This is a genomic window from Streptomyces sp. NPDC004629 (assembly GCF_042873595.1).
GTDB lineage: Bacteria > Actinomycetota > Actinomycetes > Streptomycetales > Streptomycetaceae > Streptomyces.
Window position 1 is genome coordinate 1 of record NZ_JBIALO010000029.1, and the last position, 13,339, is coordinate 13,339.

The window sequence follows — 13,339 nt, forward strand, 5'->3', positions numbered from 1 at the left end:
GGTCACAAGCGAGTGTCAGCGACAAGGGCGGGCCCCTGGCTGGGGACCACGTGGCGTACGTCCCTGACACCGTCGGACTGGGTACAGATAAAGGCGGCCCGGTACGGGTCGTTTCACTAGGTGCCCTCGCGGGCGGAGCTGGAGCGGCGCTTCTTCCTGGAGCGGTACTTCTTCCTGGACGACGCGGACCGGGAGGCGGTGCAGGCCAAGCGCCGGGCCAACAACCGGCTCGGGGCCGAGTATCTGGCCGAGCAGCTGGAAATCGCGGACGCCTCGTGCCTGAAGCTGTACGGCGAGCGGGACAGTACGGCCCGTACCCACGCCGGGGAGATCCAGGAGGCCGGGGGCCGGCGGGACTTCGCCGAGGTCCGCGATGAGCTGGTGGTCTGGCCGGACGCGCGGGCGTGGACGACCGGGGACGGGCCGAAGGCGTTGTTCGATGCGGCGGCGGGCTGGCTGAGGTCTCGGAGCCGGACCGGCTGCGGCGCGGTCCGGTACGGGTGTCGGGTCCGCAGATGAAGTGGTCGCTCCAGCGGGCGGAGGAGATCGCCGCCCTCGGGATGGGGGACCTGGACGTATCGGCGATCCCGCCCCGGCGGCCGGCGGAGCTGTCCCGGTACGGCGTAGATGGCAAGGCGTCGCTGCTGCGTCGCCACGGGGATTCCCGCCGGCCGGCGACGCTGCCGGCCACGACCGTCTACCTGACGACCCGGGCCGTGGACGACGCGCTGGACCTTCTGGAGATGCTGATCGCGACGAAGCTGCCGGCCAAGGCCGAGCGCGAGACGGTCGAGGAGAAGATGAAGACGCTGCCGCGGGTCGAGCGGGCCTCGGCGAAGCTGGCGAGTGCGTTCCCGGTCGTGTCCGACACCACGAACGAGCTGGTCGGCACCGACACCGGCGAGGTCACCGGGCCGGCAGTGGAGTCGTTCGAGGCGATGTGGAGCGGATCAGGGCGTCGTGCCCCGGCACACGATGGTCATGGACGGCGACTGGCGCCAGGAAGTCCGCGCCGAGGTCGTCGAACGCGTCCTGGCCGCGATGGCCGACGCCTGCGGCATGCCGGAGCCGTCGCCGGCCTGGTGGGTGACCTTCCGTGTGATCGACAAAGGCAGCTGGGGTTCACGCGGAGGAGTCCTGTCCGTCCTCTCCCTCCTCGAAAGCGGCGTGTTCACCGAGGAGAAGGCCGAGGCCGTCCGCGCCGCACTCGGCGCGTAAGGACTGCGCGCGGCCGGCGCCCCGTTCTTCGCGCGGGGCGCCGGCCGTTTTGCGGCGAGCCCCCTCGGCGAGGCCCTCAGCGCTTGATCGTGGCGTCGATGAGGGTCTGGAGCTGCGCCGCGGTCCGGTCCAGAGGTTCGGTGCTGCGCTTGGCGCGGCAGAGCGCCACGGTGCCCTCGACGGCCGCGACGATGAGCGTGGCGACCTGCGCCGCCTGCTCGGCGTCGGCTCCGTGTTCGCGCAGGGAGTCGGCGAGCAGGCCCTCCCACTGGTCGAAGACCTCGGCCGCGGCCGCCAGAGCGGGCGGCACCTCGTCGGCCGGGGGTTCCTCAATGGCCACGGCCAGGACGGGGCATCCGGCGTGGAAGCCGGTGTCGACGACGATCCCCCGCCACAGGGCCAGGAAGGCGCGCAGGCCCGCGGCGGGGCCGGCCGCGAGTTCCTTGCGCAGGCTGCGGGCGACCCATTCGCCCGTGTAGCGGACCGCTTCCGTGGCCAGCTGCTGCTTGCCCTCGGGGAAGTAGTGGTACGTCGAGCCGAGCGGCGCCTGGGCGTGCTTGGCCATCTCCCGGATGCTCGTGGCGCTCAGCCCGCGCCGGCTGATCATGTCGGCGGCGCCGGCCACGATCCGCTCGCGGGACGGCGTACCGCTGCTGCTCTTGGCCACCTGTGCATCTCCTCTGGCTATAACGACCGTCATAGTCTAGCGTGACCTCTGATTATGACGACCGTCATAACCAGAGGCTGTCGAAGAACCGAGGAGCTGCCATGCCGATGATCCGGTTGACCGTCCCGACCGGCGCCCTGACCAACCAGGGCCGCGCGACGATCCAGCAAGATCTCGCCGCCGTACTGCTGCGCTGGGAGGGCGCGCCCGACACCGCCTTCTTCCGGGCCCAGGCCTGGAGCTACCTCACCGAGCTGCCCGAGGGCGCGCAGAAGACGGCCGAGGACGACGCGCCCCGCTTCCTGGTGGAGGTGACGGTTCCCCAGGGGGCTCTGTCGGAGCGGCGCAAGGCGGGCCTGGTCGAGGAGGCCACCGGCACCGTGCTCTCGGCCGCCGGCCTGTCCCCGGACCATGCGCTGCGCGTGTGGGTGCTGGTGCACGAGCAGCCCGAGGGCACCTGGGGCGCGGGCGGCTCCGTCGTCCGCTACGCCGACCTGGCCGCCCTGGCGAAGGGGCAGCGGGCCGATGCGTGAACTGACCTACGTCACCCGCCGTACGGCCGAATGGCGCGAGGCACCCGACCCCGAGATCGGGTCCGGCCTGGCGGCGATCGTCGCGCCGGTCGCCGCCACCTCCTGCGACGTGGACTCCTCCATCCTGGCCGGGCACGGCTTCATCGACCCGCCGTTCGCCCTCGGCCACGAATGCGTCGCCCGCGTCACCGACATCGGCGACCAGGTCACCACCGTGGCCCCCGGCGACCTGGTCGTGGTGCCCTGGTCCATCAGCTGCGGCACCTGCGCCCCCTGCCGCGGCGGGCTCACCGCCCACTGCGCATCGGTTCCGCACATGGCGATGTACGGCGCACCGATCGGCGGCAGCTGGGGAGGACTCTTCTCCGACCTGGTCCGCGTTCCCTACGCCGACGCCATGCTGGTCCCGCTGCCGGCCGGCCTCGACCCGATCGCCATGGCCTCGGCCAGCGACAACTGGTCCCTGTCCTGGCGCCTGGTCGCCCCCCACCTCAAGACACGGCCGAGCGCCCGGGTCCTGGTCGTCGCCCGCGGCAGCATCGGCCTGTACGTGTGCGACATCGCCCGCGCCCTCGGCGCCTCCGACGTCCTCTACGTCGACCCAGACGCCGAGCACCGTCGCCTGGCCGAAGGCTTCGGAGCCCGTACCGCCGAGGTGATCGAGCCGATCCAGCACGGCTTCGACCTGGCCGTCGAGGCCACCGGTCGCGTCGATCAGCTCGCGCTCGCCGTCCGGTGCCTCGCCCCGGAAGGCATCTGCGAGTCCGCCGGCAACCACTTCCGGCCCGGCGAACTCCCCCTGCTCGACATGTACCTCACCGGCGTCACCCTGCGCATCGCCCGCGACAACGTCCGCGCACACATCCCCGATGCCCTCGACCTCGCCGCTTCCGGGAAGGTCTCTCCCGACCGCGTCGTCTCCCACGTCCTCGACTGGGAGCAACTGCCCGAAGCGCTGCCGGAAAAGCAGCTGAAGCCCGTCTTCGTACGGGACATCACCCCGGCCCCGGCCCCGAGCTGATCCCCGCCGCCCGGCCGCGGCATGCAGCCCCGCACCCCGGACCGGTGTCTCAGCGGGCCCCGGGGCGTACGAGACCGGTCTCGTACGCGGCGATCGTCGCCTGGACGCGGTCGCGGACGCCGAGTTTGGTGAGGACCACCGCGACATGGTCCTTGACGGTGGCCGGGCTGATGCCGAGTTCGGCGGCGATCTCGGCGTTGGCCAGCCCCCGGGCCACGTACCGCAGGACCTCCGTCTCGCGCGGGGTGAGGCGCCGCAGCCGGGCGGCGTCGGCCGGGACGTCACCGGTGGCATACCGCTCGACCAGCCGCCGCGTCACCACGGGATCGAGCAACGCGCCACCGCGGGCGGCGACGCGCACCGCGTCGACCACCCGCTCCGGCTCCGCGTCCTTGAGCAGGAAACCGACCGCCCCGGCCCGCAGCGCGGCGAACACGTACTCGTCGAGGTCGAAGGTGGTCAGGACGACGACGCGGGTGCCGGGGGCCTCGGCGGTGATCCGGGCGGTGGCGGCCAGTCCCCCGCCGCCCGGCATCCGGATGTCCATCAGGGCGACATCCGGCCGCAGTTCGAGCACACACGCGACAGCCGACTCGCCGTCGGGTGCCTGCCCGATCACGGACAGACCGGGTTCGGCGTCGAGGATCGCCGCGATTCCGGCGCGTACGACCGCCTGGTCGTCGGCGACGGTCACCCTGATCGTGATGGGAACACCTCCGGCAGCCACACACGTACCACGTCGTCGGTCCGGGTGAGCGTACCGCCCACGGCGTCGGCCACCGCCCGAATGTGCCGCCGCGTGCCGGGCGCGGCCGGCACCGGCCCCGACACCTCGACGCCCGCGGCGCCGCGCAGCACGGTCAGAGTGACGCCCTCGGCCAGCAGCACCGCGGCGATCCGGTACGCGGCCACACCCACGACGACGGGCTCCGCGGCGCGCGGTCCCCGGTAGCTGACGGTGGCACCGTAACGGGCGGCGAGCGCGGAGATGCCGGCGAGTGTGGGCGGCGGCGCGGCGACACCGCCGTGACCGTCGGTGTCGTCGTCGCGCAGGTCCGCGAGCAGTTCCCTGAGCGCGGCCAGGCCGGCCCGTGCCTCGGCGAGGACGGTGTCGAGCCGTCCGGCATCGGCGGCGGCGACCACATCGCACGCGTGCCGGTGCGCGGTACGCAGCAGGCCCGCGGCGATCACCCGGCGCTGGTCGCGCACCGCGGCCTCGACGTCCCGTTCGAGCACCTTGCGGCTCCGGGCCGCGACCGCCCTGCGGCGCTCACGCCGCAAAGCGGTGCCAACTCCCAGCCACCACAGCGCGAAAGCGGGAACAGCGAGCAGAACGGCCAGCACCGCCCAGGCCGCCGCCCGGCTGCCGGTGATGCCGCTGCCGCCGGCAAGCGCCAAGGCGCCCGTCGCGGCCACCGCGACAGGGGCCAGGACACCGCGCCGTACCGGCAGATACGCGCCCGCGCTGTACACGAAGGCCAACTCGACCCACCAGTACACGAGGAAGATGTCGCCGACCGGAGGCCGCGTCCAGCCCGCCCGGTCGCAGCCCCACCACAGCACCAGCGCCGACAGCACCACGGCCAGCCCCGCCCCCGGCGCACGCGACCGCCAGCCGAGCGGCACCGCGTGCAGGACAGACAGCACGGCGAAGGGGAGAGCGGACAGCGCACCGTGCAACGAGCCGGGCACATCGTCGGAGAGCAGGCCCGCGCCGAGCGACAGCGCGACGGCGAGCACGACCAGGGACCAGTCGAGAGCGGTAGGCCCCCGCCACAGCGGCCCGGCGGGGCTCACGCCCACCCGCCGACGCGGGCTCACCGGTTCGACAGGACGCGACCGGCTCCAGAAACGGATGAACCCCCCGGCACGGCTCACCCGCGCCCGGCTACGCCAGCCAAAACGGCCGGTGAAGCACGTATCCGCCGAGCTGCGGGTCCCAGCGGGGCGAGCCCCCGGCGTACGGCGCAAGGACGCCATACCGCCCAAGGCCCGCGCACCGCCGGCCACAGGCGCCCCGTCCTTTTCCGGGCCGCACGCCGCACGGCCCCCGCCCGGCACGAAGGGACCCCCGCCCAGCACGGCGGGACCCGCACCCGGCACGGAGGGACCCGCACCCGGCACGGCAAAGGGGCCCGGAGCCGGCCGCCGGGACACGGGCAGCGGGCGTCCGGGCACCACCCAGACACGGGACCACCAGCCCCGGCCCCGGCCGCCCCGCGCCGCCACCCCGCCCGACGCAAGACCCACGCCCCGCCGCCCGCCAGGCACCGGCCCGGACAACGGCTCTTCGGGCAGGGGGAGTTCGGCGTGGACGGTCCAGCCGCCGGACGCCGGCCCGTAGGAGAGCGTGCCGCCCACCGCGCCGACCGTGCCGCGCAGTCCGGTCAGGCCGCGGCCGGTGCCGAGGCCCGGTTCCGCGGTGGTGCCCCCGTCGTCCGTCACGGTGACCGTGAGGAGTCCGGGACGGCTGCCGAGGGCGACGCGTACGGCCGCGCCGCGGGCGTAGCGGGCCGTGTTGGTCAGCGCCTCGCGGACCACCCGGTACGCGACCGCACCCGTCGCGGCGGGAACGGCCGGCCCGGTGCCGGTGGTGTCATGCAGTTCGGCACCGGACTCGGCGGCCAGGGCGGCCACATCGGCGAGCGAGACACCCGCGGCAGGGCCGCCCCCGCCTTCGCCCCGCTCCCCCAGGCGGTCCAGCTCCGCCACGGCCTTGCGGCCCGCGTCCGCCGCATGACGCAGGGCGTCGGCGATCAGGTCCGGGTCGGTGAGATGCCGGGCCGCCGCGGCGGAGACGACGACCGCGGTGAGCCGGTGCGCGGCCACGTCGTGCAGTTCGACAGCCAGCCGGTCCCGCTCGGCGAGCGCGGCGAACCGCGCCATGGCCCCCGCGCCGGCACGGTACGCGGCAAGCGCGGCCCGTTCGGCCCGCCGCCGCCGCTGCGACCTGCCCAGCACCCAGGCCACGGCCGCCACGCCGGCCGCGACCAGCGCCGTACCCACGACATTCCAGGGGCGCAGCCCGGCAGCAGCACCCGCCATGACAGCCGCCGCGACCGCGACAGCCGACCCCGCGACGGCGAGCCCGGCGGTACGCCGCAACGCGAGGACATACAGAACCACGCACACCACCACAGCAGCAGCGGCGACAGCGGCGGTCACGGGCGGGCCCACAGCAGCGCCCCCAGCGCGTACGGACACACACTCCCGCAACGCAGCCGCACCCCGCAGGCGTACACGCACCCGGCGGGTGGCCACACCGCCCACCACGACCCTCCGGGCAGGACCTCCGGCGCCCGATCCCCCACACCCCGCCGCATACCCGCACAATAACCAACCCACCGCCCCGGGTAAGACCGAACACCGGCCCACCCCCGCACGACCCGTAACACACCACAGCCACAGCCACGCGGAACCAGTTGCCGGGGTCCCGCAGGGCGAACCGTCACAGGAGAACGCAAAGACGAGAGGAATGCGATACGCCGTGAAGAGCCAACGGCACCGATACGCTCAGGCCATGCCTGTGCCGATACGCCTCAACTACCCCGCAGCGATACCCGTCGGCCACACGATCGAGGTGACCGAGTTCCTCGACACCCGGCCTGAGAAGAAACGCCGGACCTACACGCGCGGCGAACCGTTCCAGATCCCCGTCATCCACGACCTGGACACCGGGATCCGCTACATGAACCACCGGCACGTCAGCCGCGGAGACAACGGCGGCAACGACTTCGTGCCCAACAACTACCCGTCCGAGCCGCGTTCCGACCTCGTGGTCAGCCGCGTCTACCGGGCCAAGGTGACAGCCTGCACACTGGTGATGGTGGAAGGCCTGGAGAACCAGCACACCACCCTCTTGGTCAACCCCGTCGAGGACGTCACCTCGGGCCCCTGAACCAGGCCACATGGGAGCTGCCGGGTCGGAGAAACCCGGTGCCGTAGCCGCCGGCAGGTGATCACTTTCCTCGCACCGGAAGCAGTCGAGTTCTGGTGTCAGACCGTGCTCCTGCCGGTGGGCCGGGGGGCGGACCGCTGATGGGGCGGCGTGCGGGCGGCGGCTACGGCTGGGCCGCGGGCACCGCTGGCGATTCCCCGAGTCAGCACAGAGGTGCGGCTCGTCCGGTGCGGCACGCGCCGACGCAGGTTCGAGTCAGCCGATGGAGGAGATGCCGCCCTCGCGGGCGTCGCGGGCATCGCGGGCGTCCAGCAGCTCGTCCCAGTGCTCGGTCGCCCATCGGCACGCGGCGGCCAGCGGCTCCAGCAGGCTGCGGCCCAGCGGTGTCAGCGCGTACTCCACCCGCAGTTTCGGGTCGGCGTACACCGTGCGTGACACGAACCCGTTCCGCTCCAAGCCGCGGAGCGACTGGGTGAGCGCCTTCGGGGTGACGCGGCCCAGTGGCACGCGGAGTTCGGAGTATCTGCGCGGGCCGTCGTCCAGGCAGCGGAGGACCATGGGTGCCCATTTGTCACCGAAGCGGAAAGGCAGCAGCGAGGACGGGCACAGCTCGTCGAACAAGTCGAGTGGCAGCGGTGGCCGTTGTGTCATCGAGGATCTCCCGTCTCCGGTCTTGGTATCCAACTGGTGACCGACCTTCTGGATATCTTCCGGAGCATCGACGCAACGGGAGGTATTCCGCCGATGGGCAGGATCGTGGTTTTCGTGGCGGGTGGTCGCCCGCCTGCTCGGCAACACCACCGATCCGCACCCGTCCTCCTGTGGCCGGAAGGCAGCCGGCTCGCCGATGTGCACCTCACCGTCAGCGTCAGGCGACCCATAAAGGTAAGGCAGGACATTATGCGTGCAGCCCGCTTCCATGAATACGGCGCAGCGGAGAGCCTGGTGATCGAGCAGGCCCCAGAACCCCACCCCGGACCTGGTGAGATCCGTGTCCGCGTCGCGGCGGCCAGCGTCAATCCCATCGACTGGAAGCTGCGCGCCGGCGCCCTGCACCAGCTGATTCCCCTGGAGCTACCCGCCATTCCCGGGCGCGACGCCGCCGGCGTGGTCGACGAAATCGGTGACGGAGTGCAGGGGGTGAGCATCGGCGACCGCGTCTTCGGGCTGGGCGGTGTCACCGGCGCAACCGCAGAGCTGGTCATCCTCTCGGCCTGGGCCCACGCCCCCGACACGTGGAACGATGAGCAGGCTGCGGGCGCCGGTCTCGCGTCCGTGACCGCGATGCGTGGCCTGAACGCGCTCGGCTCGCTCGCGGGGCGCACCCTTCTCGTCGAGGGCGCCGCCGGAGGCGTGGGCAGCGCGGCAGTCGAGATCGCTGTGGCACAGGGTGCCACCGTGATCGGGACAGCCGGCGAACGCAACCGCAAGTTCCTCACCTCGCTCGGCGCCGTTCCCACCACCTACGGCCCCGGCCTCGCGCAGCGCCTCTCCGCTCTCGCTCCGCACGGCGCCGACATCGCGCTCGACACCGCGGCCTCCGGATCCCTGGCCGACCTCGTCGCGATCACGGGCGACCCGACGCGCGTCGCTACGGTCGCCGACCACGCAGGCGGGCAGCGCCTGGGCACGCATGTGGTCAACGCGGAGAACGACTCCACCCTCCTGTCCGCGGCCGCGGAACTGGGCCGGCAAGGCCGCTACACACCCCGTATCGAACAGACCTACCCCCTGGAGCGGATCGCCGACGCCCACGCGCACGCCGAGCGCGGACGCACACGCGGAAAGATCGTGATCTGCATCTGAAGCGGGGACATGGCACAGATACGCCGGCCCGCCAAGCGATGATCCGACGCTGACTGCTCAGCGCTGGACGTCTGCCACTGACGGATGCGCGGGTCCGAAGGGAACGCGATACGGGATACCCCGGATCAGCAGTCGAGTCCGGGCCCGAAAGCGTCGGCAAACGACCGCCCGCCGACGCGCTTCTCCACAACGGCGTCGACCGCGACAACATCCACGTCAACGTCGCCGGCGACGCGAAAACCTCCCGCCCCAAGCTCGATCTCGTGTGATCGACCGAGCACCGGATACGGACAGGCCGGCGACAGGGGCTGAAACGATCGGTCCCTCCCCGTGATGTCGGGGAGGGACCGATCGGTCCAACGGAGAGAGGGTGGGTGGTCTGGTTACATGGCGGCCCCGGTGGCGTTACGGCGGCGGCGGATCAGGAGGAAGCCGCCGAGGGCTGCCGCGGCGGCCGCGCCACCGATGGCCGGGTTGATGACCGGGACACCGACGGTGTCGACACAGGAGTCGTTGTTGTCGGGGTTGGGGTCGGGCTCAGCACCCGTGACCTTGGCGCAGTTGGTCAGCACCTCCATCGGCCCGAAGTCGGCGGGCGCGTTGGCCCGGACCGTGATGGTGTGGCTCTCACCGACCGCCAGCGGCCCGCCGGAGCAGGTCAGTTTGCCGGCGGCGATACCGCAGTCCGCGTTGGAGGTGCGGGCGTTGGTGATCCCCTCGGGCAGCGGGTCGGTGACCGTCCAGCGCGTGGCGGTGTTCGGCCCGTTGTTGGTGACGATGATCTGGTACTCCATGTCCCCGCCCGGACCCACCCTGGCCGGACCGACCTTGATCACGGACAGGTCCGCCTGCGGGTTCACGAAGCCGAAGTCGGCGCCGTGGTCGTTCTGTCCTGCGCCCTTCGGGGTGACCTCGACGGCCGGGAAGGGGTTGCCGGACGTCTCACCGCTGGAGTCGATCTGGTCGTTGCCGCCCTGGTTCGGGCGGGTGGGCTTCCAGCCGTCCAGGACGCCACCGGCCTGGTAGTCGCCCGGGTTGTCCATCTTCACGGTGTACGTCTTGCCGTACGGGAAGTCCTCCGGCTTGACGTTCTTGGTCACGGTCGAGTCGAAGTAGTACTCGCCCCGCTCGTTGGTGACCGCCGTACCGATCTTCTTGCCGGCCGCGTCGTACAGGTTCACCGTGGCACCCACCACCGGTTCCTCACCGGGGTCCTGGATACCGTCCTGGTCGATGTCCTTCCAGACCCGGTTGCCGATCTGCAACGGCGCCTGGTCACACAGGATTTCCAGGTCACCCATACCGCGGGCCTTGCCGAAGTCGTCGTTCAGGAAAAGGCCGTCCCCGTTGATGGCGCTGGTGCCGTCGTTGCGGTCCAGCCACCGCACACCGCTGCCCGTCTTCTGGATGGGGTCCATCGCGGTGAGCGGGATCCTGTCCTCCACCGCGGAGAACGCCACACCACCCGAGCTGATCTCCTGGTGGCCACCTGCTTCGGTGCCCATGTAGTCGCCGGGGTAGAACTCCTTGACATTCGGGCCTTCTCCGCCCGAGACGGCGGGGCCGGTGTTGTTGTTCTTGCAGCCGCCGTTGCCGTCCAGGACGAACATGTGGTTCCCGCCACGGCAGGCCCGGTTGATGTCACCGCCGTTGACCGCGGTGGTCGCCGGCCAGGTGGCGGAGGTGTCCGGCAAGCGCCAGCCGCTGCGGTCGGCGAAACGGTCGGCGAAGCCGACGACCATGTCACCGTTGGTCTCGAAGTTGATGTCGGTGAGCTCGGGCTCCGGGTTCTGGATCACGTCACCCGTGCATGCCTTGCCGTCCTGGGTCAGAGGCCGGACATTGGTCCACGGGTACCAGCTCGGGCCACCGCACGCGGATCCTGTCCACCCGCCGCGCGGGAAGTTCAGGGGCTGGTCCATGACCGTGCCGGTGAACTGGCCCGTGACCGGGTCGAAGGCCTGCACGACGGCCCGCATGTCGGCCTTGCTGCCGGTCGACTGCGCCGAGCAGACGCCGCCGACGTACACCTTGCCCTCATGGAGGCCCAGGCCGAAGGGGCGCCAGTCGCCGGGCGCGGCACAGCCCGGGTCCTTGACGGGGTAGGACGCCTTCGGTGCGGCGGCGGTGGGCTGTGTGGCGTCGTAGCGGTAGAGCCTGCGGTCGTGCAGGTTGACGACGTACAGGTCCTTGCCGTCCGCGCTGACGTCCAGGTCGCCCAGCGACTCCCTGCCCACCACAGGACCGAACGCCTCGTCCATCCCGGCATTCATGTTGTGTTGGGTGCTGCCGGGGTTGGGGACCTTGGTGAACACCACGGTCTGCTTGGTGGTCGGGTCGGTCCGGTAGATCGCACCCGCTTGGCCGGGGCCGTACTTGGCCCCTCGCTTGGCGTAGGCGGCGGAGAAGATCTGCTTGGTCACCCGGTTGACGCCGACACCCCAGACCGTGCCCGTCTGCCCGTTGTTCGCCAGGTCAGAGACAAGACCGGGGTTCACCACGGCGTCACCGCGCGTGCCGAAGGCGAACGCCGTCAGCGTGCGCTTGCTGTCCGGGGACGCAGCACCGGGCGGAATAGAGGCGTTCTGACAGGCCGTGACCAGCGTGGCGTTCTTCTGGCAGTAGTCCTCCGGGGACCAGAACGAGGTCGTGACCTCCACGTTCTTGCCACCCGACAGATCCACGAACTCCACGTTCGACGACAGCACCGTCGGATCGATCAGATTGGGCCGCGCCGAGGCGAAGCCAGGGAACAGCACACCCTGGTCGGGGTTCTTCACCTCGATGCGGTACCTGCCGCCGCCCAGGCTGTTGCCCGGCGTCAGCTTCACCGTGCCGTCCGCCTGCGTGGTCCCGGTCACCGACCGCCCCGCGTCATCGGTCAGCACCACCGTGACACCGGCCATACCCGGCTCAAGCGCCTGATCCCACTTGCCGTTCGCGTTCACCTCACGCACGACACGGACGGTCGCGTCGCCATCGCCGGAGTCGGCCGCCGCCGGAGACACCGCCGAGACCACCCCCGTCGCCGCGAGCGAAGCCGATAACGCGGCCGACAAGGCCAAAGACATACCGCCGGACCACCGCCGACGTTCCCGCTGATCCACTACCAGCTCACTTTCGATAGACCGGTGTCTGCCCGTGACGAGCAGCCGCCCAGGGCGTGAAACACCTATAAAGATCACTACCAGCCCTTCACATGACGATCAGATGATCCGGTCGGGTGGATCAGCTGACGGAACGGCTGGGGTTCACCGGCCGGAAGGCCTGAGCGCACGATCCGCCAGGTCGATGGTGTGGCGGGCGGGGGCGATACGGGTGGGCCGGCGGTCTCGCGTATGTCGAGGTGGGCAGCGACGGTTCGGTCCTTCTTCCCGACGAGACATTCGGCCCGTACCTTCCCGAGTGATCGGCTCAAGGTCACCGCAGCCCGAACAACCCTGCTGATCCGCGATGACAATGACTCACAGGAAGGTTCCTCGGCATGGCGACCAAGTACGACGTCAAGCGCGAACTCAAGAGGTGCTATTCGCCCAAGAACACTGACTGGCAGCTCGTCGACATCCCCGAACTCCATTTCCTCGCCATCGACGGGCACGGCGACCCGAACACCACGGTCGCGTACCGCCACGCGGTCGAGGCGCTCTACGCGGTCGCCTACACCGCCAAGTTCGCGAGCAAAGACGGCCTCGGCAAGGACTTTGTCGTGGGCCCGCTTGAGGGACTGTGGTGGGCGGACGACATGGGCGACTTCCTGGCCCGGCTCAAGGACAACTGGCGATGGAGACTGCTCATCAACATCCCCGACTGGATCACTGGCAGCATGATCGAAGACGCCAAGCACACCGCCCTGGCCAAGAAGAACCTTCCGGCCGTTTCGGAGGTTCGACCAGAGACGCTGCACGAGGGCACCAGCGCCCAGGTCCTCCACATCGGTTCTTACGACGACGAGACACCGATCCTGACCAGGCTGCACCACGATTACCTCCCCGCCAACAACTTGCGGGAGGCGGGTTTGCACCACGAGATCTACCTCAGCGACCCACGCAGGACTGACCCCGCCAAGCTCAGGACAATTCTGCGGCAACCCGTAGAAGCGCAGTCCGGTTGAGGAGGTCACGGTGTCAGCGGAGCCCGATGCCCGCGATCGAAGCTGGAGAACAGTACTCGTGGAAAACCAGGCGCAGCGGTCCGCG

At 71.0% G+C, this 13,339-nt stretch carries 11 protein-coding genes and 1 pseudogene; 7 read left to right on the forward strand and 5 right to left on the reverse strand.

Annotated features, from left to right (window positions below):
- Positions 1 to 120: 120 nt before the first annotated feature.
- Both ACFYTE_RS33080 and ACFYTE_RS33085 read left to right on the forward strand, forming a co-directional pair.
- Positions 121 to 977 (forward strand): annotated as a pseudogene (locus ACFYTE_RS33080) (DUF4158 domain-containing protein); the annotation flags it as partial.
- Entirely contained in the window at positions 961 to 1,218 is a 258-nt protein-coding gene (locus tag ACFYTE_RS33085) for a hypothetical protein (protein ID WP_388718628.1), read from the forward strand. The pseudogene ACFYTE_RS33080 and the gene ACFYTE_RS33085, both read left to right, overlap by 17 nt.
- Before the next feature lie 76 nt (positions 1,219 to 1,294).
- Here ACFYTE_RS33085 and ACFYTE_RS33090 read toward each other — a convergent pair whose 3' ends face one another.
- A complete protein-coding gene (locus ACFYTE_RS33090; RefSeq protein ID WP_388718630.1) occupies positions 1,295 to 1,885 on the reverse strand; it encodes a TetR/AcrR family transcriptional regulator in 591 nt (196 codons plus the stop codon).
- Between the two features lie 101 nt (positions 1,886 to 1,986).
- Between ACFYTE_RS33090 and ACFYTE_RS33095 the strand changes: the two genes are divergently transcribed.
- Positions 1,987 to 2,418, forward strand: coding sequence for a 4-oxalocrotonate tautomerase family protein (locus ACFYTE_RS33095; RefSeq protein ID WP_388718632.1), 432 nt, complete (start codon positions 1,987 to 1,989; stop codon positions 2,416 to 2,418).
- Positions 2,411 to 3,439 carry a zinc-binding dehydrogenase gene (locus ACFYTE_RS33100; protein ID WP_388718634.1) on the forward strand — a complete coding sequence of 343 codons (1,029 nt, stop codon included), beginning with the start codon at positions 2,411 to 2,413 and terminating at the stop codon, positions 3,437 to 3,439. Before ACFYTE_RS33095 ends, ACFYTE_RS33100 begins: the two co-directional genes overlap by 8 nt.
- Positions 3,440 to 3,488: 49 nt before the next feature.
- Here ACFYTE_RS33100 and ACFYTE_RS33105 read toward each other — a convergent pair whose 3' ends face one another.
- Positions 3,489 to 4,133, reverse strand: coding sequence for a response regulator (locus tag ACFYTE_RS33105; protein WP_388718636.1), 645 nt, complete (start codon positions 4,131 to 4,133; stop codon positions 3,489 to 3,491).
- A complete protein-coding gene (locus ACFYTE_RS33110; protein WP_388718638.1) occupies positions 4,130 to 6,565 on the reverse strand; it encodes a histidine kinase in 2,436 nt (811 codons plus the stop codon). The genes ACFYTE_RS33105 and ACFYTE_RS33110 overlap by 4 nt, the downstream gene beginning before the upstream one ends.
- 394 nt (positions 6,566 to 6,959) lie before the next feature.
- Here ACFYTE_RS33110 and ACFYTE_RS33115 point away from each other — a divergent pair, with 394 nt between their 5' ends.
- Positions 6,960 to 7,337, forward strand: a complete 378-nt coding sequence (locus ACFYTE_RS33115) for a hypothetical protein (RefSeq protein ID WP_388718640.1) — start codon at positions 6,960 to 6,962, stop codon at positions 7,335 to 7,337.
- Positions 7,338 to 7,592: 255 nt separating this feature from the next.
- Here ACFYTE_RS33115 and ACFYTE_RS33120 read toward each other — a convergent pair whose 3' ends face one another.
- A complete protein-coding gene (locus tag ACFYTE_RS33120) occupies positions 7,593 to 7,988 on the reverse strand; it encodes a winged helix-turn-helix transcriptional regulator (RefSeq protein ID WP_388718642.1) in 396 nt (131 codons plus the stop codon).
- A 249-nt stretch (positions 7,989 to 8,237) separates the two neighbouring features.
- On the opposite strand from ACFYTE_RS33120, the gene ACFYTE_RS33125 reads away from it, so the two are divergent.
- Complete coding sequence (locus ACFYTE_RS33125) at positions 8,238 to 9,143, forward strand: NADP-dependent oxidoreductase (RefSeq protein ID WP_388718821.1); 906 nt, start codon at positions 8,238 to 8,240, stop codon at positions 9,141 to 9,143.
- A gap of 383 nt (positions 9,144 to 9,526) precedes the next feature.
- Here ACFYTE_RS33125 and ACFYTE_RS33130 read toward each other — a convergent pair whose 3' ends face one another.
- Positions 9,527 to 12,100 carry an SdrD B-like domain-containing protein gene (locus ACFYTE_RS33130; RefSeq protein WP_388718644.1) on the reverse strand — a complete coding sequence of 858 codons (2,574 nt, stop codon included), beginning with the start codon at positions 12,098 to 12,100 and terminating at the stop codon, positions 9,527 to 9,529.
- 527 nt (positions 12,101 to 12,627) lie between these two features.
- On the opposite strand from ACFYTE_RS33130, the gene ACFYTE_RS33135 reads away from it, so the two are divergent.
- A complete protein-coding gene (locus ACFYTE_RS33135) occupies positions 12,628 to 13,254 on the forward strand; it encodes a GyrI-like domain-containing protein (protein WP_388718646.1) in 627 nt (208 codons plus the stop codon).
- The last annotated feature ends 85 nt before the right edge of the window (positions 13,255 to 13,339 follow it).

What these genes read in the sequence shown, in the direction of transcription:
- ACFYTE_RS33095 (WP_388718632.1), top strand. Translation starts at nt 1,987, where the DNA reads ATGCCGATGATCCGGTTGACCGTCCCGACCGGCGCCCTGACCAACCAG.
- ACFYTE_RS33100 (WP_388718634.1), top strand. Translation starts at nt 2,411, where the DNA reads ATGCGTGAACTGACCTACGTCACCCGCCGTACGGCCGAATGGCGCGAG.
- ACFYTE_RS33115 (WP_388718640.1), top strand. Translation starts at nt 6,960, where the DNA reads ATGCCTGTGCCGATACGCCTCAACTACCCCGCAGCGATACCCGTCGGC.
- ACFYTE_RS33120 (WP_388718642.1), bottom strand. Translation starts at nt 7,988, where the DNA reads ATGACACAACGGCCACCGCTGCCACTCGACTTGTTCGACGAGCTGTGC.
- ACFYTE_RS33125 (WP_388718821.1), top strand. Translation starts at nt 8,238, where the DNA reads ATGCGTGCAGCCCGCTTCCATGAATACGGCGCAGCGGAGAGCCTGGTG.
- ACFYTE_RS33135 (WP_388718646.1), top strand. Translation starts at nt 12,628, where the DNA reads ATGGCGACCAAGTACGACGTCAAGCGCGAACTCAAGAGGTGCTATTCG.